Raw genomic sequence first — 20,929 nt, 5'->3', positions numbered from 1 at the left:
CCTCCCCCCCTCCCCCCCCCCCCCCACCCCCTCCCCCCTCCTCTCCTACCACCCCCACTTTTTCCCAGCCCCACGCGGCGCCCCCCCCTCCCCCCCCCCGCGCCGTTGCAGTCTCGCGGAACGGGTCAGGCGGTGAGGCGGGTGCGCAGGGCAGCGAGCTCGGCGTCGGTCAGGCCGCCGGACTGCAGGTACGCCGCCGAGCCGCCCTGCGCGTCGACCCACGCGAAGGCCTGCTCGATCGCGGCGGGGGGTGTCGCCGCGATGAGGTCGCGGATCTGGTCGGTCAGGGGGATCCCGAACTTCTCGACCATGGCATACATCTGCTGCGCCCACGGTCCCGCCAGGTTCTGCTGCGACGCGGCGTAGTCGGCGACGACGGCGGAGCGCTCCACGCCGACGGCATCGAGCACGAGCGCCGTGCTGACGCCCGTGCGGTCCTTGCCCGCCGTGCAGTGCACGAGCACGGCGGTCGGCGGGTCGACCGTCGCAGCGCCCACGAGGCGCGCGAGCTCCGCGAACGAGGGCGCGCCGTGCTGCAGCATGCTGATGTACATGTCGCCCAGGGCGGGGATCGCGGCGAGCATCTGCTGCATGGCCTGCGCCTTCGCGGCGGGGTCGCCCCCCTGCGCGACGGCCTGCAAGCCCTGCTGCGCGAGGCCCGTCACAGCGCCCTCGAGCAGGGGCAGCTCGACGACGTGGAACGACCTGCTCGTCGGCAGCCGGTCGGGCGCCATCTGCTGCTCGGTCGGCGTGCGGAAATCGACGATGACGCCGATGTCGCTCGCGGCGAGCTGCTCGAGCCCCTCGGGAGTGAGGGCGCTGAGAGCGTCGGATCGATAGAGGATGCCACCGGTCGACGTGCCGCCGCCGGTGAGCGGCATCCCGCCCGTGTCTCGGAAGTTGAAGGTGCCTGCCAGCGTCGTCGTCATGCGCTCAGCCTATTGAGCACGCGCCTCGATTCCGCCCTCGTCCAGGGTGAAACGGGGGTGAAACGGGGATGACTCGCGGCGGAACGGGCGTCAGGGTTCCAGGCGTGTCGGGCCCCGGAAGAGGTACGTCACTTCGCGGATCGAGTCCTGTCCGAGCAGCAGCATGAGCACGCGCGCGAGGCCCATGCCGAAGCCGCCGTGCGGCGGGGCGCCGTAGCGGAAGAAGTCGAAGTAGAACTCGAGGTGCTCGGGGTCGAGACCCTTCTCCTTCGCCTGCTCGATGAGCACGTCGACACGGTGCTCGCGCTGCGCGCCGGTCGTGATCTCGACGCCGTTGAAGAGCAGGTCGTACGACTTCGTGAGCCCCGTCTCTTCGTCGCGCATGTGGTAGAAAGCGCGGATCTCGGGGTGGTAGTCGGTGATGAAGACGAACTGGTGTCCGTAGGTCTCCTGGACGTATGCCGCGATCTGGCGCTCGCCCTCGGGGTCGAGGTCGCCGTCGGTGCGGGGGATCTCATAGCCGCGCGAGGCGACGATGTCGCGCGCCTCGGCGAGCGGGATGCGCGGGAACGGGATCGCCGGCACGGTGATCTCGAGTCCGAACAGCTGCTCGATCTCTTCGCCGTGCTTGTCCTTGACCGCCTGGATGGCGAACTGCAGGAGCTCCTCCTGCATGCGGGCGACGTCTTCGTGCGAGTCGATCCAGCTGATCTCGGCGTCCACCGACGTGAACTCCGTCGCGTGGCGCGACGTGAACGACGGGTCGGCGCGGAAGGCGGGCGCGACCTCGAAGATCTTGCCGAAGCCGGCGACCTGCGCCATCTGCTTGAAGAACTGCGGCGACTGCGCGAGGTACGCCGTCTGGTCGTCGAAGTACTCGAGGGCGAACAGTTCGGCGTTGGACTCCGACGCCGACGCCATGAGCTTCGGCGAGTGCACCTCGATGTAGTCGCGCTCGATCCAGTAGGTGCGGAAAGCGTGCTCGAGAGTCGTCTGCACGCGGAAGATCAGGTTGTTGCGGCGCTGGCGCAGGTCGAGAAAACGCCAGTCCATGCGCTTGTCCAGGCCGCTGTCGGCGGCGATGGGCGTCTCGGGCAGTGCCGCCGCCGAGATGTCGAGGGAGCCGATCTTGATCTCGACGCCGCCGAGCTTGACGCGTTCGTCGTGCTTGAGCTCGCCGTGCACTGTCAGGAAGCTGCCCGTCGCGAGGTTCGAGATCGTGTCGGTGAGCGCGAGCGCTGCCGCGTCCTGCGCGGTGCCGTCCTCGGCCGGGCGGGTCGCGGGATTGACCAGCTGCACGGCGCCGGTCTCGTCACGCAGGATGACGAATTGCACCTTCTTCTGATCGCGGACGGTCTCGACCCATCCGGACACCGAGACGGGCCCGCCTTCGCGGGCGTGGAGCTGGGAGACGAGAGTGCGTTCGGTCACGAGGGTTCAGTCTACGTGCGGGTACGTTCGAAGGATGCCGCCGCACTCGCCAGAAGAAGACGCCAGCACCGAGTCTTCGCGCTCCCGCGACCTCTCGCAGTCGGATGATCGTCCCACGGACGTCCCGCCCCTGCCCGTCGACACTCCCCGCCCGGATCGGCGGTTCCGGCCGGGCCACGTCATCCTCAACGTCATCCGCGGCGCGCTCATCGGTCTCGCCGAGCTCGTTCCCGGGATCTCCGGCGGCACCGTGGCCCTCATCACGGGGGTGTTCGAGCGTCTCATCGACGGGGCATCGCACGTCGTGTCGGCCTTCAAGCGTCTGATCGCCGGTCCTGACCGCGGCCGCGGCTTCATCGCCGAGATCCGCCGGGTGGACTGGTGGCTCGTCGTGCCCGTCCTGGCGGGGATGATCGCGATCGTCCTGACACTCGCCGGCCCGGTGGAAGCTCTCGTGAGCGGCAACGTCGAAGCCTCGCGCGGGCTGTTCTTCGGCCTCGTCGCCGTCAGCATCATCGTGCCGCTGCGACTCATCCCGAAGGAGGCCCGCGGTGCTGCGGCCCACGTCGGAGGCATCGTTCTCTTCGTCGTCGCCGCTGTGCTCGCCTTCGTCCTCGTCGGGCTCGCCGGTGCGGAGGCTGCGGTCGACCCGCCGCTGTGGGCCGTCGCGATCGCGGCCGCGATCGCGGTCTGCGCGCTCGTCGTGCCCGGCCTGTCCGGGTCGTTCTTCCTGCTCGCGGTCGGTCTCTACACGCCGACGCTGCGTGCCGTCGCCGAGCGCGACCTCGTCTACATCGGCATCTTCATGCTGGGTGCGATCGTGGGTCTGGTCAGCATCGTGCGCGTCGTCAAGTGGCTGCTCGACCGTCATCGTCGCCTGGCGCTGCTGGCGATGGCGGGACTGATGCTGGGATCCCTGCGCGCGCTGTGGCCGTGGCAGGCGACGGCGGGCGACTCCCATGGCGTGGGTGCGCTGCTGCTGCCGACCGACCCCATCGGTCTGCCGATCCTCCTCGCGGTGGTCGGCGCCGCAGCCGTCGTCGCCCTCTTGGTCGTCGAGCATCAGCTGCATCGCCGCACGTCGGCGCCGACTCGCGTGCCCAGCCTCGACATCGAGTGAGCGCGGGCGCCGACGACCCGCGCTCAGCGGCCCCACAGACGGCGCCCCCGTAGACTGGTCGGGTGCCCGCCGATCGCCTTCATCTCGTGCGCCACGGGGAGGTCCGCAATCCTCGCCGAGTGCTCTACGGTCGGCTTCCCGGATTCGGGTTGAGCGCCGACGGGCGAGGCATGGCGCGGCAGGCCGCCGAGTACGTCAGAAACCTCGAGCGCCCCGTCACGGCGCTCATCTGCTCGCCTCTGCAGCGCACGCGCGAGTCGGCCGAGCCGTTCACCGAGCTGTTCGGCATCGAACCCGTCATCGACGACCGCGTCATCGAGCCGACGAACGTCTTCGAGGGCAAGCGCATGACGCGGGCGCTGGCCAATCCGTGGAACTGGCGCCACCTGCGCAAGCCCGCCCTGCCCAGCTGGGGCGAAGCGTATGCCGAGGTCGTCGCCCGCATGGACGCCGCCATGACCGACGCGTGGAACGCCGCGCCCACCGGTGATGTCGTCATCGTCTCGCACCAGCTGCCCATCTGGATCTCGCACCTCGCTGTCGCGGGACTGCCCCTGCGCCACGACCCCCGGTCACGACGCTGTGCGCTGTCGAGCGTCACGTCGTTCGAGCTGGTGGACGGCACCTGGGCCGAAGTGTCGTACGCGGCGCCCGCGACGACGGCCGGTGCGATCGACGTGGGGGCGGTGTGATGCGCGATCTGCCGGCACGCCGACGCGGCCGACGGCTGCGAGCCGCGGCATCCGCTCTTCTGGCGCTGACGCTCACGGCGTCCTTGGCCGCGTGCACGCAGGACCCGCTCGCGGAGCAGTACCGCGAGGGCAGCAACAAGGGCTACATCTCGGGCGATTTCCGCGTCGACGAGATCCCCGTCGACGAGCGGACGGAGCCCATCGATTTCGAGGGTGTGCTCGACACGGGCGGCACGACGACATCGGACGACTACCGCGGCGACGTGCTCGTCGTGAACTTCTGGTACGCGGCGTGCGCGCCCTGCCGGGTCGAAGCGCCCGTGCTCGAAGCCGTGCACGAGGAGTTCCAGGTCGACGGGGTGAACTTCCTCGGCATCAACCTGTACGACGGCGCCGAGGCCTCGCGCGCGTTCGCCGACACGTACGGCGTCGGCTATCCGAGCGTCCTGACGACCGAAGACGGCTCGATCAAGCTCGCCTTCGCGGGGCAGACTCCGCTGAGCGCAGTGCCCGTCACCCTCGTGCTCGACCGCGAGGGTCGCGTCGCGGCACGGGTCATCGGCATCGTCGAAGAGGAATCGATCCTGCGGTCGCTCGTGCGCGACGCCATCGGAGAAGCGTGAACCCGGCCGCCGCCGTCGCCGACGGCTCGCTGCTCGTCGCCGTGCCGATCGCGATCCTCGCCGGTCTCATCTCGTTCCTCTCACCGTGCGTCCTGCCGCTCGTGCCGGGCTACCTCGGCTTCATCGCCGGCGCCGCCGCGCCGCGCCGCCCCCGCCCGACGCCTCGCGCCGAAGACGGCGCACTCCGGACGGCAACGGAGACCGAAGCGGATGCCGCACCCCCGCGCGGCCGACTGCTCGCGGGCGTGCTGCTGTTCATCGCGGGGTTCGCGGTCGTGTTCATGGCGCTGAACTTCTTCGCCGGCACGGTCGGGATCTTCTTCCTGCAGTACGCCGATGTCATCACGCGCATCCTGGGCGTCGTCGTGATCCTCCTCGGTCTCGTCTTCATCGGCGTGTTCGGATTCGCGCAGCGCATCGCGCGCCCGCAGGTGCGCGGGAACATCGGGCTCGTCGGGGCGCCGCTGCTCGGCCTCGCGCTCGGCATCGGCTGGGCGCCGTGCATCGGGCCGACGCTCGCCGTCATCCTGAACATGTCCTTCGACGCCGCGTCGGCCGGACGCGGAGCGCTCCTCGGGCTCGCGTACTCGCTCGGTCTCGGCATCCCGTTCGTGCTGCTCACGCTCGGGTTCGGCTGGGCGACGCGCTCGGTGTCGTTCCTGCGCCGCCACATCCGCACCGTCAACATCGTCGGCGGTGTCCTGCTGATCCTCGTCGGGCTGCTCATGGTGACGGGCGTGTGGTCGATGTGGATGGCTCAGCTACAGGGGGTGTTCCAGAGTGTCCCGACGATCCTCTGACGTGTCGGATTCGCCCGTCGAGGGCACGCTGCGCCCCGCCGATCACGCGGATGCCGCGTCGACCGACATCCAGCAGCCGTCGCTCGGCGTCGTCGGCTGGATGCGCTGGATCTGGCGGCAGCTGACCTCGATGCGCACGGCCCTCGTGCTGCTGCTGCTGCTCGCGATCGCCGCCGTGCCGGGCTCGCTCGTGCCGCAGCGCAGCGCCGACCCCAACGGCGTCACGCAGTACTACACCGACAATCCCGACCTCGCCCCGGTCCTTGACAACCTGAGCATGTTCGACGTGTACACGTCGCCCTGGTTCTCGGCGATCTACATCCTGCTGTTCGTCTCGCTCATCGGGTGCGTCATCCCGCGCACGAAGCACCACTGGAAGGCGATGCGCTCGCGCCCGCCGCGCACGCCCGCGCGGCTCGAGCGCCTCGCCGCGCACCGCGTGAGCACGGTCGACCTGGCTGCCGGTGCGGACGCCGCGGGTGCGGCATCCGTCGCCGTCGACCTCGCCGAAGAGCAGCTGCGCAAGAGCGGCTACCGCGTGCAGCGGTACGACACGCGCGGTGTGCCGTCGGTCTCGGCCGAACGAGGCTACCTGCGCGAGACGGGCAACCTCGTCTTCCACTCGTCTCTCGTCGGCGTGCTGCTGGCCGTCGGGATCGGGGGAGGCTTCACGTACACGGGACAGACCGTCATCATCGAGGGCCGCACCTTCGTCAACACCCTGCTGGACTACACCTCGTTCAACCCGGGACGCTTCGTCGACGCCGACGGCCTGACCCCCTACGCGCTCACGCTCGACCGGTTCGATGTGACCTACATCCCCTCGGGCGAGCAGGGCGGCGGTCAGGCCGGCGACTTCGTCGCGAACCTGACGGCGCAGCAGGTCGACGGCGACCCGCACCCCGTCGAAGTGCGGGTCAACCACCCGCTCGACATGGCCGGCGACCGCATCTACCTGATGGGCAACGGCTACGCCCCGGCCCTGACGATCCGCGACGCCGACGGCGAGGTCGTCTTCTCCGAGGCGGTGCCGTTCCTGCCGCAGGACGCCGCCATGACCTCGCTCGGCGTCATCAAGGTGCCCGACGGGCTGCCCGAGCAGATCGGCCTCGTCGGGTTCTTCTACCCGACGCAGGTGGAGCTGCTCTCGGGCGCCTTCACGTCGAGCTACCCCGCGCTGATCAACCCCGTCGTGACCCTCGAGGTCTACCAGGGAGACCTCGGCATCAACGACGGTGTCCCGCGGTCGGTGTACACGCTGGACACGTCCGAGATGGAGGAGCTCGCGGGGCGCACGAACGGCGACTCGATCGAGATCGCGCCGGGGGAGACCGTCGATCTTCCGGACGGCCTCGGCACGCTCACGTTCGAGAACGCCGCGCCCGAGGGCGCCGAAGGCTATGACGGGTCGGTGCAACGCTACGTGTCGCTGTCGATCCATCGCGACGCGTCGGCGACGTGGGTGCTCGTGTTTGCCGTCCTGGCGACGCTGGGTCTGCTCACGGCGCTGTTCGTGCCGCGCCGTCGCGTCTGGGTCAAGGTCCGTCCCGACGGTCAGACGCTGCGCATCGAGTACGCCGGTCTCGCGCGCGGCGAGGATCCGACCCTCACGACGGCGGTCGACGAGGTCGCCGAACGCCACTCCGCCGCGCTCGCACAGCGAGGCCCCGGCCGGGATGCGGCATCCGCGGCGCACGTAGACTGAGAGTCATGTCCGACGCCATGCTCAGCCTCGATTCGGTCTCGGTGCTCCTGGTCTGGACGGCCATCGCGATCTACGCTCTCGCGTTCATCGCCTACGCCGTCGACCTGGCACGCCGCTCGGCCTCGACCGTGGCATCGCACGATGCCGCACGCGAACTGGTGGGAGCGGGGTACGCCGGGTCCGGGCGCGCGTCGGCGACGGCGACCATCGAGGCGCCCGTGTCGCAGCGACCCCGCATGCTGTGGGCGCGCATCGGCACGTCGCTCACGGTGCTGGGCTTCCTCTTCCAGACGGCGGGCGCCGTGACGCGCGGCATCGCGGCCGAACGGGTGCCGTGGTCGAACATGTACGAGTTCGCGCTGACCGGCACGTGCCTCATCATCGGGGTGTACCTTGTCGCGCTGTTCCGGTACGACCTGCGCTTCCTCGGCACCTTCATCACGGGCCTCGTCGTCGTGCTGCTCGGAGGTGCGACCCTCGGGTTCTATGTCGAGGTCGTGCCGCTGATGGACCCGCTCAAGTCGGTCTGGCTCGTCATCCACGTCTTCGTCGCGTCGCTGGCGACGGCCCTGTTCGGCCTCGCCTTCGGCCTGTCGATCACGCAGCTGATGCAGGCGCGGCGCGAACGGCTCACGGCCGCTGCGGCGGCATCCGACGATCTCGGAAAGACCGGACCGGGGTTCCTGCGCACGCTGCCGAATGCCGACACGCTCGAGACGCTCGCCTACCGCTTCGCGATCCTCGGCTTCATCTTCTGGACGTTCACCCTCATCGCCGGCTCGATCTGGGCCAACGACGCGTGGGGCCGCTACTGGGGCTTCGACACGAAGGAAGTGTGGACCTTCGTCATCTGGGTGCTTTACGCGGGCTACATCCACGCGCGTGCGACGCGCGGCTGGCGCGGTACGCGGTCGGCGTGGCTGTCGATCATCGGCTTCACGGCCGTCGTGTTCAACTTCACGATCGTGAACATGTTCTTCAAGGGGCTGCACGCCTACTCCGGCCTGAGCTGACCCCCTCGGCTGTTCCCCGGCTGTTCCCCGGCTGTTCCCCGGTCGTTCGTCGAGCGGGTCGTTCGTCGAGCGGGTCGTTCGTTTGCCTCAGACTGTCGACGTCACTGGGCTGCAGCATCCATGTGAGGCAAGTGAACGAGCGGGAGTCCTGTTCATTTGCCTCGAACAGTCGGTGCATCGGGCACGCGGGAGCGATGTGGGGCAAACGAACTGATCGTGGAATGTCTGGGGCGAGCGGACTGATCGTGGAATGCCTGGGGCAAACGAACTGATCGTGGAATGTCTGGGGCGAGCGGACTGATCGTGGAATGCCTGGGGCAAACGAACTGATCGGGGGATGCCGCGGGCACGCGCGCCGTCGCGGCGGTCAGGCGATCGCGGGTGCGGCCTTCAGGAGCGCGCGAGCGCTCGTCGTGCGGCGGCGGGCGACGGCGAGGACCGTCGCACCGAAGGCCAGCACGGCCCAGACCAGGAGCCCGGCCCAGCCTGCGCCGAGCCCTTCGGCCGAGGTGAGCGCGGCGACCATGCCGTTGTATGCGGGGGCGGTCGGCAGCAGTGCGGCGATGCCCGACAGGGCACCGGGCACGGTCGAGACGACCCCGGTCGCGACGGCGAGCACGCCGACGAGAGCCGAGATCCAGCGTCCGGCTCCGCCGAACACGGCCACGAGCGCCTGGTTGACGGCGGCGAAGGCGATGCCCGCGACGACGGCGACGCCCGCGAACGCCCACCACTGACCCCAGTCGTACGAGGCGGCGAGCTGCACGACGCCCGCGACGAGGATGCCCTGCGCGGCGCCGAGCGCGGCCGCCGGAAGGAACGCCCGCAGCGCGAGCGTCGCCGACGACTCGCGAGCCGAGAGCGCCCGGCGCGAGACGGCCTGGAGGGCGATGAAGGTGCCCAGTCCGCCGAACCACAGCGCGAGCATCGCGAGCAGCGGGATCGCCGACGCGCCGAAGATCGATGTGCCCACCCCGTCGGCTCGGACGGGGTTCGCGACGACCTCGGCGAGGCTCGCCGCCTCGGCCTCGGTGTAGGTCGGAACCTCGTCGACCGTGGTCCCGAGCCCGGTCGCGAGCTCGTCGGTGCCGTCGGCGAGCTGCTGCACGCCGTCGGCGAGCGAGATCGCGCCGGTTCCCGCCTCGTCGATGCCGCCCGCGAGCTGCGAGGCGCCCGAGGCGAGCTGCCCCGCGCCTGCCGCCGACTGGTCGATGCCGCCGGCGAGCTGGGCGACGCCTCCGCCGAGCGAAGCGACGTTCGTCGAGATCGTGCGCAGCTGACCGGCGAGCTGGGCGGGCGCCTGCTGGGCGAGCTGCGCGAGACCGCCGGACGTGTACTGCGTGAGCGCGACAGCGCCGGGGTTCGCCTGCGTGCCGTCGCCGGTGAGGATCACGGATGCCGTGCCCGCGGACAGCGCGGCATCGGCGAGCTGCGCGCAGAACTCCGCGGACTGCGTGCACGAAGCCGCGAGGGTCTGCAGGCTCGCCGCCGCCTCGCCCGCGCTCGTCGCGGCCATTCCCGTCGCCGTGGCCGCGCCGTTCGCGACGCTCGTGAGTTCGGCCGGCACGATGCCCGTGGCCTCGAGCTCAGCCGCACCGGCATCGACACCGGCCGCCAGCCGGCTCGCGCCGGTCGCGGCGTCCCGGGCGCCGGTCCCGAGCTGCCCGAGCCCCTGCTGCAGTGCCGTCGCTCCCGACGCGAGTCCCGTCGCCCCGTCGGCGAGCTGCGGCATCCCGTCGGCGAGCTGGGACGCTCCGTCAGACGCCTGGGTCGCGCCGTCCGCGAGCTGCGTCGCACCCGACGCTGCGTCGCCGAGCTGGTCGCCGAGGGTCGTGAAGCCGAGCAGGACGTTCTCGAGATACACCGTCGAGAGCTGCTCTCCCATGACGGATGCCGCAGCCGAGGCCACCTGCGCCGTGATGGCGTCGTCGACGATGAGGCTGTCCGGGGGCGTCTGCACTTCGATCGTCGCTCGCTCGGGCGTCTCACCGGGGCGGGTCGAGGTCGCCGCGGCCGAGAAGTTCGACGGGATCGTGATGACGGCCGCGTACGTGCCGTCGGCGAGTCCCTCGCGGGCATCGTCGGCGTTCGAGATCGTCCAGGAGAGGTTCGAGGGCTGGTCGTCGGAGCCCTCGACGAGCCCCGCGGTCAGTTGCCGGCCGAGCGGCACGAGCTGGTCGTCGATCGTGACGGCCTGGTCCTCGTTCACGACGGCGGCCTGCAGCCCGTCGAGCCGCTCGACGGGGTTGTAGAGCGCCGCGACGAGGATGCCGCCGATGATGACGGGCAGCAGGAGCACGCCGAGCAGCGTGAGCCAGGTCACGGGGCGGCGCGAGCGAGCGCGTTCGATCGGGGCGTGGAGTGTCATGAGGTCACCTCTGCGGTCGCCGTGCGCGCTCCGGCACGCAGAGCGAGAGTGGTCAGGTCGGGCCGATGGGCGTCGGCGAGGAGGGCGAGGGCAGGACCCTCGGATCGTGCGGTCGCCACGACGGTGAGCGCCGTGCGGGCGGAGCCGGCGGCATCCCGCAGCAATGCCGCGACCTGGTCGCGCGCGGCGGCGTCGAGGGCGTCGAGCCCGTCGATGACGACCAGCTGCGTGCGTCCGCGCAGCGCGCGGCGGACCTCGCGCACGGGGTCGTCCGCGTCGGCGAGCAGTGCGACGCCGACGTGCGCGCGCACCCACGCGCCGCGGCCGGGCAGCAGATGGCCGGCGACGCGCAGGCGCCCGTCGCTCGGGGTGAGACGGCCCGCCACCGTGAGCGCGAAGGCTCGCGCCGCGCGCGGGTCGCCCGTGGCCAGCAGGGTCCCGCCGGGCTCGACGCGGAACGATGCGTCGTCGTACAGAACGACCTCGCCCGCCGTGCGGCCGGTCTCGGCGCGCACCGTGACGCGCTCGCCGACGACGGCAGCCGTCGTGGCGGGCTCGGGCCAGTCCGCGAGGGCGAGCTCGCGCTCGACCGCTTCGCCCTCGATGTCGAAGTGGGGCAGCAGCCGGTCGAGCCAGCGCGGCATCCACCAGGCCTTGTCGCCGAGCAGCGCCATGAGCGCCGGGATCAGGGTCATGCGCACGAGGAACGCGTCGACCGCGATGCCGACGGCGAGACCGAGCGCGATCGGTTTGATCGACGAGTCCCCTTCGGGCACGAATGCCGCGAAGACGGCGAACATGATGAGCGCCGCCGCGGTGACGACGCGTGCCGAGGCGGTGAACCCCGACCGCACCGCACCGACCGCGGTGAGCCGGTCGGCGCGACCCTTGCGGGCGCGCGAGGCGTGCACGTAGTCCTCGCGCATGCGCGAGACGAGGAACACCTGATAGTCCATCGCGAGGCCGAACAGCACGCCCATCAGGACGATCGGCATGAAGCTGATGACCGGGCCGACCCGGGCGACGTGCAGCAGGTCGGCGAACCAGCCCCATTCGAAGACGGCCGCGACGACGCCGAACGCGGCGAGCACGGACAGCAGGTACCCCAGGGTCGCGGTGAGCGGCACGGCGATCGAGCGGAAGACGATCATGAGCAGGATGAACGAAAGTCCGACGACGAAGATCCCGAACGGCAGGAGGGCCGCACCGAGACGGTCCGAGATGTCGATCGCGACGGCGGTGAAGCCCGTCACGGTCAGATCGATGCCGTATTCGTCGTAGAGGCGATCGGCCTCGGCGCGAATGTCGCGCACGAGCTGTGCGGTCTCGGGTGCATCGGGCGCCGTCTCGGGCACGACCTGGATGATGCCGGTGTCGGCCGTCTCGTTCGGGGTCGCCAGGGCGATCTCGGCGACGCCGGGCACCCGCTCGATCTCGGCGGCGAGATCCTCCATGAGCCCGAGGGGATCGGTCGACGTGACGATCGTGCCGGTCAGGATGAGCGGGCCGTTGAAGCCCGGCCCGAACTGCTCGGCCGTCAGGTCGTAGCTCTGCCGCGCCTGCGAGGCGGCCGGCTGCACGCCGGCGTTCGGCAGCGCGAGCGCGAGGCTTCCCGCGGGGATCGCGAGCACGCCGAGCCCGACGACGACGGCCACGGTCGTGATCACGGGATGCCGCGTCACCCCCGTGACCCAGCGGGTCGCGAATCCGCGGCGAGGCCGCGACGATCGGGCGGGTGCGCGGCGCGGCATCCGTCCCTTCACGCGACCCTTGACGAAGCCGAGCAGGGCGGGCGTGAGCGTGACCGCGACGGCGACCGAGATGGCGACGGCGACGGATGCGGCGATGCCCATCGTCGTGAGGAACGGGATGTTCGCGAAGCTCAAGCCCACGAGCGCGATGAGCACCGTGACACCGGCGAAGACGACGGCCGATCCCGCCGTGCCGGTCGCGCGGGCGACGGACTCCTCGGGATCCATGCCGCCGCGCACCTGGTCCTGATGTCGCGCGGCGATGAACAGGGCGTAGTCGATGCCGACCGCGAGTCCCAGCATGAGGGCCAGGAGCGGCGTCGTCGACGAGACCGAGGCGACGGCCGTGGCGAGCAGGATGAGGGCCATCGACAGGCCCACGCCCACGAGCGCCGTGGCGAGGGGGAGGCCCGCGACGAGGAAGGAGCGGAAGGTCACCATCAGCACGAGCAGCGCGATCAGCACGCCGACGAGCTCGGTGACGGTGAGGCCGGGCACCGACACCGAGAAGAGGTCTCCGCCCAGAGCCACCTCGGAGCCGGCGGGCAGGCCCTCCGCGAGCGCGTCGGCGACGTCGGTGAGCTGTGCCGTGGTCTCGGGTGAGACATCGGTGGCCTGGCCGTCGAACTGCAGGCGGATGATGGCGGCGCTCTCGTCGTCGTTCACGAGGCCCGAGATCATCTCGTCGAACGGATCGGTGACGCCGAGGATCTCGTCGATCGCGCCGAATTCGGTCACGGCGGCCGTGATCGCGTCGGCGTATGCGCCGTCGACGACCCGATCGCCGTCGGCGGCCACCACGACGAGCTGCGCGCTCGTGCCGCTCACCTGCGGGAAGGTGCGTTCGAGCTGCTCGAGGCCGGCTTGGGACTCGGTGCCCGGGATCGTGAAGGCGTTGTCGGTGCCCTTGCTGAACGCGAGCGCGCCACCGCCGGCGATGCCGAGCAGCAGGATCCAGGCGACGAGGACGCGCCAGGGGTGGCGGTACGACCAGCGGCCGAGCGAGTACAGAAGAGTCGACACAGCGTCTCCGGCTTCGTGGGTTCAGGCGGGGTGGATACAGTGCTGTATCGGATACACGAATGTATCGTAAGGTGTGCCGAGGCTCTCAAGCTGGGCGGCCCGTGTGAAGATGACCCGAGGAGGATGCGCATGAGCGATGTGACCGTCACGCGTCGCCGCGAGGCGACCCGGCAGAAGCTCCTCGACGCCGCCGCACAGGTGTTCGCCGAAGTCGGCGTGGATGCGGCATCCGTCGAAGTCATCTGCGAGCGCGCCGGCTTCAGCCGCGGAGCCTTCTATTCGAACTTCGAGACCAAGGACGAGCTCATGCTCGCGCTCACCGAGCGCGTCGCCGAGCAGAAGATCGACCTCGTCACGGCCCGCATCGCCGAGTTGAGCGAGACGGGCGAGCAGTTCACTCCGGCGGACATCGTGCAGCGCGTGCTCGACGTCGCGATCGACGAGAAGATGGGCATTCTGCTCACGAGCGAGATCCGCACGCGCGCCATGCGCGACGCGGCCCTCGCGACGGCGTACCTCGCGTGGCAGGCGGGCCTGGTCGAGCGCGTCGCCGGCGTCATCGCCGAACTCAGCGCCCGGTACGGACTGACGCTGCGGCTGCCCGAGCGCGATTTCGCCCAGCTGATCCTGCAGCAGTGGGAGGACACGGCGGCCTACGCCGTCATGGCCGGCCTCGACTTCACGGCGATGTGCGCACTCGTCAACGAGCGCACCGCGAACCTCGCGACAGCGCTCGTCGAACCCGCCTGACGCGGGAGCCGTCGGCGCCCTGCGCGCGTGGCGGTGCGGCCGGGGTGCGCCGGGTCAGCGCGCCTCGAGCAGGGCGTGGCAGCGCTCCACGCGATCGAGCCACCACGCCCGACGCTCGGCGGATGCCTCGTGCTCGGCGAGCAGGGCGGGGTCGGCGCTCACGCGCCCTACCGGCAGTGACCCGCCGCGCGGGGTGAGCGGGGCGGCGACCACGTCCGCCGTGAGGAGCGACGCCGTGCCGAGCCCGCAGTCGTAGTCGAGCTCGGGCAGGGCGGCGGCGAGGGCGACGCCCATCGCGAGCCCGATCGAGGTGTCGAGCGCGCTCGAGACGACGGCCGGCAGCCCCGCGGCCTCGACGATGTCGAGCGCCCGGCGCACGCCGCCGAGCGGCTGCGCCTTGACGACGAGCAGGTCCGCCGCGCCCGCGCGGGCGACGGCGAGGGGGTCGTCGGCCTTGCGGACGCTCTCGTCGGCCGCGATCGGGATGCCCATGTAGGCCACGCGCCGGCGCAGTTCCGCGAGCTCGTCCACCGTCGCGCACGGCTGCTCGGCGTACTCGAGGTCGTATTCGGCGAAGGCGTGGATCGCGCGCTCGGCTTCGTCGATGTTCCACGCGCCGTTCGCGTCGACGCGGATGCGGCCCTCGGGCCCCAGCGCCTGGCGTACGGCCGCGACGCGCGCGATGTCGTCGGCCAGTGTGCTCTCGCCGCCGACCTTGACCTTGGCGGTGCGGCAGCCGTCGAAGCGGGCGAGGACGCCGGCGACCGACGCGGCGGGAACGGCGGGCACCGTGGCGTTGACCGGCACGACGTCGCGCCGCGGCGCCGGTTGCCGCTGCCACCCGTAGTCGATCGACGCGGCGAGCCACGTCGCGGCCTCGGCGTCGTCGTACTCGGCGAAGGGCGAGAACTCCGTCCACCCCTCGGGTCCCTCGAGAACGACGGCCTCGCGCACGTCGATCCCGCGGAAGCGTGTCGCGAGCGGCAGGGATACGACGTGCGCGTTCGCAAGGATGTCGGCGAGGGGAGGCGGGGTCATGCCCCCATCCTGCCGCGAGGAGCGTCGACAACTCCGGACTTTCTTCGAGGACGCCCGGTTTGGACCCTCGATGTGCCGGTTCCTCCGGAGTCTTCGGGCCGATGTGCGGATTCATCCGGAGTTCTCGACGTCGACACCGTGAACAATGATGTGCTCTTGCCAATAGTGTGCGTCACACGGTATCGTGTCAGGCGTGAGCGAAACGGAAGCCCTCGAGACGCACCGGCAGGAGCTGCGGCGCGGCACGGTCGTGCTGGCCTGTCTGCGCCTGCTCGAACAGCCCGGCTACGGCTACGGCCTGCTCGAAGAGCTGCGATCCCGGGGCTTCGACACGGATGCGAACACGCTGTACCCGCTCCTGCGCCGGCTGGAGAAGCAGGGGCATCTGACGAGCGAGTGGAACACCGACGAGGCTCGGCCCCGCAAGTTCTACCGCACGAGCGACGCCGGCGCGCGTCTGCTCGCCACTCTCACCGACGACTTCCGCTCGATCGCCGCCGCGATCGAGGGGCTCCCTCAGGAGGACTCATGAACGCCATGACCCTGACCGACCGCTACATCGACGCCGCGATGCGCACGGTGCCCGAGAAGCAGCGCGCTGACTTGGCCGCCGAGCTCCGCGCCTCCATCGACGATCAGATCGACGCCCGCCTCGACGAAGGCCTGGCGCGCGACGCTGCGGAGCACGCCGTGCTCACCGAGCTCGGCGATCCCGACAAGCTCGCCGCCGATTACACCGACCGGCCGCTGTTCCTCATCGGGCCGCGGTACTACCTCACGTGGTGGCGCCTGCTCAAGTTCCTGTGGGCGATCGTGCCCGCGTGCGCCGTCGTCGGCACGACGCTCGGCATGTCGCTCGCGCAAGAGCCGGTCGGCGAGATCTTCGGCACGGCGTGGGCCGTGCTCATGGGCAGCATCGTGCACATCGCGTTCTGGACGACGCTCGTCTTCTTCATCGTCGAGCGCGCCGCCCGCGGCGCCGATGTCGGGTTCGTCGGCGAGTGGACCCTCGATCGGCTGCCCGAGCCCCGCGAACGCGGCGCGACGCTCAGCGATCTCGTCGCCTCGCTCGTGCTGCTCGCGGTCATGGCCGGCGCGGTGCTGTGGGACCACTTCGTCGGCGTCGTCTACTTCGCGGACGGCGGGGGCTGGGTGTCGTTCCTCGCGCCCGACCTCTGGCCGGTGGGGATCGCCGTGCTTCTGCTGCTGATCGCCCTCGAGGCCCTGCTCGCGATCGCGGTCTACGCGCGGGGCCGATGGGACACGCGACTGGCGACGATCAACGTCGTGCTCAACCTCGCGATCGTCGTGCCGGCGGTGTGGCTGCTGCTCACCGATCGCCTGCTCAACCCCGAGTTCTTCCCGACCTTCGTGCCCGATGACGGCGAGACCGTCACGACGATCATCGCGGTGATCTTCGGCTTCGGAATCGTCGGCATCGCGGTGTGGGATGCGATCGACGCCTTCCTCAAGGCCCGTCGCTCGCGCTGACCTCGCCCGTGAGGCGGCGGACGTAGGCTGAGGCACATGCTCTTCGACACTCCGGTCCGGCTGGGCGTGCAGTTGCAGCCCCAGCACGTCACCTACCCCGACCTGCGCGACGCGGTCCGCCGCCTCGAGGACATGGGCGTGGACGTCCTGTTCAACTGGGATCACTTCTTCCCCCTGCGCGGGGAGCCCGACGGCCTGCACTTCGAATCGTGGACGATGCTCGGCGCGTGGGCCGAGCAGACCGAGCGCGTCGAGTTCGGGTCGCTGGTCAACTGCAACAGCTACCGCAACCCCGATCTGCAGGCGGACATGGCCCGCACGATCGACCACATCTCGGCCAAGGGCGGCGAGGGCCGGTTCATCTTCGGGACGGGCGCGGGATGGTTCCAGCGCGATTACGACGAGTACGGCTACGAGTTCGGCACCCCCGGCACGCGCCTGAACGACCTCGCCGACGGGCTCGCCCGCATCGAGGCGCGCTGGGCGAAGCTCAACCCGGCGCCGACGCGGCGCATCCCGATCATGATCGGCGGGAAGGGCGAGCAGAAGACCCTGCGCCTCGTCGCCCGGCACGCCGACATCTGGCACAGCTTCGTCGCGCCCGAAGAGATGCCGCACAAGCTCTCCGTCATCGATCGGTGGGCCGAGGAGGAGGGCCGGGACACGTCGAACCTCGTCGTCTCCAACGAATTGGAGCGCCGCGATGAGGACGTCGCCGACGCCCTCTACGACGCCGGCACGCGCATGTTCACGCTCGGATTCGCCGGGCCCGACTACGACTTCGGCCTCGTCCGGTCGTGGCTGCGCTGGCGTGACGCCAAGAACGGCGCGTGAGTCGCGGCATCCGTCGCCGTAAGGTGAAACCCATGGTCTCTGAGCTGTTCGACGAGCGTGAATGGATGCCGGCACCCGGCGCCGACGCTTACACCGATGTCACGGCGCATGTGTCGAAAGACGGGCGCATCGCGCGGATCGCCTTCGATCGTCCCGAGGTTCGCAACGCGTTCCGGCCGCACACGGTCGACGAGCTGTACCGGGCGCTGGACACGGCACGGCAGGATCCGCGCATCGGCGCCGTTCTGCTGACCGGCAACGGGCCGAGCCCGAAAGACGGCGGGTGGGCGTTCTGCTCGGGCGGTGATCAGCGCATCCGCGGCAAGGACGGATACAAGTACTCCGACGACGAGGCCGCCGTCGCCGACCCCGGTCGCGCGGGGCGGCTGCACATCCTCGAGGTGCAGCGGCTCATCCGCTTCATGCCGAAGGTCGTCATGGCGGTCATCCCGGGGTGGGCGGCCGGCGGCGGGCACTCCCTGCACATCGTGTGCGACCTGTCGATCGCATCGGCCGAGCACGGCCGCTTCAAGCAGACCGACGCCGACGTGGGCTCGTTCGACGCCGGATACGGCTCGGCCTACATGGCCCGGCAGGTCGGGCAGAAGATCGCCCGTGAGGTGTTCTTCCTCGCCGAGGAGTACTCCGCCGCGCGCGCCTACGAGATGGGCGCCGTCAACCGCGTCGTGCCGCACGCCGAGCTCGAGCGCGAGGCGATCGCGATGGCGCGCACGATCCTGTCGAAGTCGCCCACGGCGATCCGCATGCTCAAGTACGCCTTCAACCTGCCCGACGACGGGCTCGTCGGGCAGCAGCTGTTCGCCGGTGAGACGACGCGCTTCGCGTACGGCACCGACGAGGGAGCCGAAGGCCGCGACGCGTTCCTCGAGAAGCGCGAACCCGACTGGTCGCCGTACCCGTATCACTACTGATGCGACTCGAACCCGTCACCGGTGACGACCCGCGCGATCTGATGCGGGCGCTGCGTGTCGCGCTGCACGGGGCAGGACCCGCGCTCGGGATCGGGCACGTGGGGGCGATGCCCATCGATGTGCGGGCGGGCACCGCCGTCGTCGTGACGACCTCAGGATCCACGGGCGTGCCCAAGAGCGTCGCGCTGAGCCGCGACGCCCTCACGGCGAGCGCGCTCGCGACCGCCGACCGGATCGGAGACGGGGCGTGGCTGCTGGCGCTGCCGGCCGGCTACGTCGCGGGGCTGCAGGTGCTCGTGCGGTCGATCGTCGCCGACCGCGAACCGGCGATCCTCTCGGGCACGTTCTCGCCGCGCGCGTTCGCCGCGGCCGCCCTCACGATGGCCTCGAGCGAGGGCGGCCGGCGGGTGCCGACCTTCACCTCGCTCGTGCCGGCGCAGCTGACGACGCTGCTCGACGCCGCCGAGCACGACGCCGATGTGCTCGCGGCGCTGCGCTCGTTCGAGCGGATCCTCGTGGGCGGGCAGGCGCTCCCGCCCGTCACGCTCGAACGCGCCGAGACGGCGGGCGCGCGCATCACTCGCACGTACGGCTCGACCGAGACGAGCGGCGGATGCGTCTACGACGGCCGGCGCCTGCGCGGTGTGGCGCTGCGGATCGAGCGCGGCGAAGTGCAGGTGGCCGGACCGACCCTCGCCGACGGGTACCTGGGCGACTCCGAGCTGACCGACGCCGTCTTCGTGCGGGACGACGCCGGCACCCGGTGGTACCGGACAGGCGACGCGGGCGTCCTCGACGACGGCGTGCTGCGCGTGCGCGGCCGCATCGACAACGTCATCGTCTCGGGGGGTCTGAACATCTCGCTCGATCGGGTCGAGCGGATCGTGCGGACCGTGCCCGGCCTCGCTTCAGCCGTCGTCGTCGGGGTTCCCGACGAGCGCTGGGGTGAGGCATCCGTCATCGTCACCGCGCGCGGTGAGGCCTTGCGGCGCAGCGAGTCGACACAGCTCGACGAAGCGCGTGCCGCGGTCGGCGCCGAGATCGGCGCGCACGCGCGACCGGCGCGGCTCGTGCTCGTCGACGAGATCGCGGCGCTGCCGTCGGGCAAGCCCGATCGAGAGGCGATCCGCCGCGCCGTCGCCGCGCTCGGCTGACTAGGATGGCCAGTCGTGGCAGGCACCTCGAGCAAGAAGCGCAAGCGTCCGGCATCCAAGAAGCAGAACGTGCGCGGCAACCCGCAGAAGTCGCGTGAGCAGGGCGACCCCCGCAAGGTCGAGCCGGCGACGCTTCGCGATTGGATCGGTGCCGCACGCCTGCGCACCCTGCCGCTCGCGATCACCCCGATCCTCATCGGCACGGGGGCGGCGATGCTCGTCGTCGACGAATTCCACTGGGTCATCGCCCTGTGCTGCCTCATCGTCGCGGTGTCGCTGCAGATCGGCGTCAACTACGCCAACGACTACAGCGACGGCATCCGCGGGACCGACGACCACCGCGTGGGTCCCGCCCGACTGACCGCTGCCCGCAAGGCGAAGCCGCGCACCGTGCTCACGGTCGCACTCGTCTTCTTCGCGATCGCCGCGATCGCGGGCCTGGCCGTGACGATCCGCACGCAGCAGTGGTGGCTCCTCGCCGTGGGCGTGGCGTGCATCGTCGCGGCGTGGTTCTACACGGGGGGCAAACGGCCGTACGGCTACGCGGCGCTGGGCGAGGTCTTCGTCTTCGTCTTCTTCGGCCTCGTCGCGACGCTCGGCACGACCTGGGTGCAGGCCCTGGCGCTGCCCCAAGAGGCCTGGTTCGGCGCCGTCGCGGCGGGCCTGCTCGCGTGTGCCGTGCTGCTGGCGAACAATCTGCGCGACATCGACCAGGACCGGGCGGCCGGCAAGCGCACGCTCACGGTGCTCATCGGGCGGACGGCGACGCGGGTGCTGTTCACCGTCTTCGTGATCGCGCCGTTCCTCATCGCGGCGTTCCTCGCGCTGTTCTACCCGATCGCGTGGCTCTCGCTGCTCGCACTGCTCGCGGCGCTGCCCGCGATCCTGATCGTGTGGACCTATCGCGATCCGCGCGAACTCGTCGTCGCCCTCGCGCTGACGTCGCTCACGTCGGTCGGCTACGGCGCCTTCCTGATGTGGGCGTTCCTCGGCTGAGGCTCAGCGCTCGGGATCGTCGTCGATCGCGGCGTCTTCGATCTCTTCGTCGGTCGTGCCGGTCTGCCGTTCGGCGCGCCGCTGCGCGAGATCGGAAGTGACGTCGGCGAGCGGCCGGCGCAGGAACAGCACCGACAGGCTGAGCCCGATGAGCGCGGCGAAGATGGCCGCGAGCCAGTAGTACTCGCGGAACAGCGGAATGAGCATGAGCAGGCCGAAGGGCACGAGGAAGGCGAGCAGCCTGAGCACCGTGTAGAGGACGATCGACCGTGCTTTCAC

Annotated in this window: 19 protein-coding genes; 13 read left to right on the top strand and 6 right to left on the bottom strand. The window is 70.7% G+C overall.

Features of this window, described 5'->3' with window-relative positions; translation table 11 throughout:
- Positions 1–125: 125 nt before the first annotated feature.
- Both ACWICD_RS10770 and aspS read right to left on the bottom strand, forming a co-directional pair.
- Positions 126–929 carry a tyrosine-protein phosphatase gene (locus ACWICD_RS10770; protein WP_454140138.1) on the bottom strand — a complete coding sequence of 268 codons (804 nt, stop codon included), beginning with the start codon at positions 927–929 and terminating at the stop codon, positions 126–128.
- A 90-nt stretch (positions 930–1,019) separates the two neighbouring features.
- Entirely contained in the window at positions 1,020–2,360 is a 1,341-nt protein-coding gene (gene aspS, locus ACWICD_RS10765) for an aspartate--tRNA(Asn) ligase (protein WP_454140137.1), read from the bottom strand.
- 34 nt (positions 2,361–2,394) lie between these two features.
- On the opposite strand from aspS, the gene ACWICD_RS10760 reads away from it, so the two are divergent.
- From ACWICD_RS10760 to ccsB, 6 genes are all read left to right on the top strand, one after another.
- Complete coding sequence (locus ACWICD_RS10760) at positions 2,395–3,480, top strand: DUF368 domain-containing protein (RefSeq protein WP_454140136.1); 1,086 nt, start codon at positions 2,395–2,397, stop codon at positions 3,478–3,480.
- Between the two features lie 62 nt (positions 3,481–3,542).
- Entirely contained in the window at positions 3,543–4,172 is a 630-nt protein-coding gene (locus ACWICD_RS10755) for a histidine phosphatase family protein (RefSeq protein WP_454140135.1), read from the top strand.
- A complete protein-coding gene (locus ACWICD_RS10750; protein WP_376124975.1) occupies positions 4,172–4,795 on the top strand; it encodes a TlpA family protein disulfide reductase in 624 nt (207 codons plus the stop codon). The genes ACWICD_RS10755 and ACWICD_RS10750 overlap by 1 nt, the downstream gene beginning before the upstream one ends.
- Complete coding sequence (locus tag ACWICD_RS10745; protein WP_454140134.1) at positions 4,792–5,595, top strand: cytochrome c biogenesis CcdA family protein; 804 nt, start codon at positions 4,792–4,794, stop codon at positions 5,593–5,595. The genes ACWICD_RS10750 and ACWICD_RS10745 overlap by 4 nt, the downstream gene beginning before the upstream one ends.
- 1 nt (position 5,596) lies before the next feature.
- Positions 5,597–7,300 carry a cytochrome c biogenesis protein ResB gene (gene resB / locus ACWICD_RS10740; protein WP_454140133.1) on the top strand — a complete coding sequence of 568 codons (1,704 nt, stop codon included), beginning with the start codon at positions 5,597–5,599 and terminating at the stop codon, positions 7,298–7,300.
- 5 nt (positions 7,301–7,305) lie between these two features.
- Positions 7,306–8,313 carry a c-type cytochrome biogenesis protein CcsB gene (gene ccsB / locus ACWICD_RS10735; RefSeq protein WP_454140132.1) on the top strand — a complete coding sequence of 336 codons (1,008 nt, stop codon included), beginning with the start codon at positions 7,306–7,308 and terminating at the stop codon, positions 8,311–8,313.
- Between the two features lie 367 nt (positions 8,314–8,680).
- Here ccsB and ACWICD_RS10730 read toward each other — a convergent pair whose 3' ends face one another.
- On the bottom strand, positions 8,681–10,681 hold the full coding sequence (locus ACWICD_RS10730; RefSeq protein WP_454140131.1) for a YhgE/Pip family protein: 2,001 nt from the start codon (positions 10,679–10,681) through the stop codon (positions 8,681–8,683).
- Entirely contained in the window at positions 10,678–13,455 is a 2,778-nt protein-coding gene (locus tag ACWICD_RS10725; protein ID WP_376124988.1) for an MMPL family transporter, read from the bottom strand. The genes ACWICD_RS10730 and ACWICD_RS10725 overlap by 4 nt, the downstream gene beginning before the upstream one ends.
- 129 nt (positions 13,456–13,584) lie before the next feature.
- On the opposite strand from ACWICD_RS10725, the gene ACWICD_RS10720 reads away from it, so the two are divergent.
- The gene (locus ACWICD_RS10720; protein ID WP_376124990.1) at positions 13,585–14,205 is read left to right on the top strand and encodes a TetR/AcrR family transcriptional regulator; all 621 of its coding nucleotides are present in this window, start codon (positions 13,585–13,587) and stop codon (positions 14,203–14,205) included.
- 54 nt (positions 14,206–14,259) lie between these two features.
- Here ACWICD_RS10720 and ACWICD_RS10715 read toward each other — a convergent pair whose 3' ends face one another.
- Positions 14,260–15,243, bottom strand: a complete 984-nt coding sequence (locus ACWICD_RS10715) for an o-succinylbenzoate synthase (protein WP_454140130.1) — start codon at positions 15,241–15,243, stop codon at positions 14,260–14,262.
- 193 nt (positions 15,244–15,436) lie between these two features.
- Here ACWICD_RS10715 and ACWICD_RS10710 point away from each other — a divergent pair, with 193 nt between their 5' ends.
- The 6 genes from ACWICD_RS10710 to ACWICD_RS10685 are packed head-to-tail and all read left to right on the top strand — an operon-like array spanning position 15,437 to position 20,650.
- A complete protein-coding gene (locus tag ACWICD_RS10710; protein WP_376124994.1) occupies positions 15,437–15,775 on the top strand; it encodes a PadR family transcriptional regulator in 339 nt (112 codons plus the stop codon).
- On the top strand, positions 15,772–16,734 hold the full coding sequence (locus ACWICD_RS10705; RefSeq protein WP_454140129.1) for a permease prefix domain 1-containing protein: 963 nt from the start codon (positions 15,772–15,774) through the stop codon (positions 16,732–16,734). Before ACWICD_RS10710 ends, ACWICD_RS10705 begins: the two co-directional genes overlap by 4 nt.
- Before the next feature lie 36 nt (positions 16,735–16,770).
- Positions 16,771–17,568 carry an LLM class F420-dependent oxidoreductase gene (locus ACWICD_RS10700; RefSeq protein WP_376124998.1) on the top strand — a complete coding sequence of 266 codons (798 nt, stop codon included), beginning with the start codon at positions 16,771–16,773 and terminating at the stop codon, positions 17,566–17,568.
- A gap of 32 nt (positions 17,569–17,600) precedes the next feature.
- Positions 17,601–18,500, top strand: coding sequence for a 1,4-dihydroxy-2-naphthoyl-CoA synthase (locus ACWICD_RS10695; RefSeq protein WP_454140128.1), 900 nt, complete (start codon positions 17,601–17,603; stop codon positions 18,498–18,500).
- The gene (locus ACWICD_RS10690) at positions 18,500–19,654 is read left to right on the top strand and encodes an AMP-binding protein (RefSeq protein WP_454140127.1); all 1,155 of its coding nucleotides are present in this window, start codon (positions 18,500–18,502) and stop codon (positions 19,652–19,654) included. Before ACWICD_RS10695 ends, ACWICD_RS10690 begins: the two co-directional genes overlap by 1 nt.
- 15 nt (positions 19,655–19,669) lie before the next feature.
- Entirely contained in the window at positions 19,670–20,650 is a 981-nt protein-coding gene (locus ACWICD_RS10685) for a 1,4-dihydroxy-2-naphthoate polyprenyltransferase (protein WP_376125005.1), read from the top strand.
- A 3-nt stretch (positions 20,651–20,653) separates the two neighbouring features.
- On the opposite strand, the gene ACWICD_RS10680 is transcribed toward ACWICD_RS10685, so the two are convergent.
- Positions 20,654–20,929 (bottom strand): DUF4229 domain-containing protein, encoded by a 276-nt coding sequence (locus ACWICD_RS10680; RefSeq protein ID WP_454136474.1) that lies wholly within the window; start codon positions 20,927–20,929, stop codon positions 20,654–20,656.

Source organism: Microbacterium sp. NPDC055357, assembly GCF_053644835.1.
The sequence above is the reverse complement of the archived record's forward strand: the minus strand, read 5'-3'. Positions and strand labels throughout refer to the sequence as shown.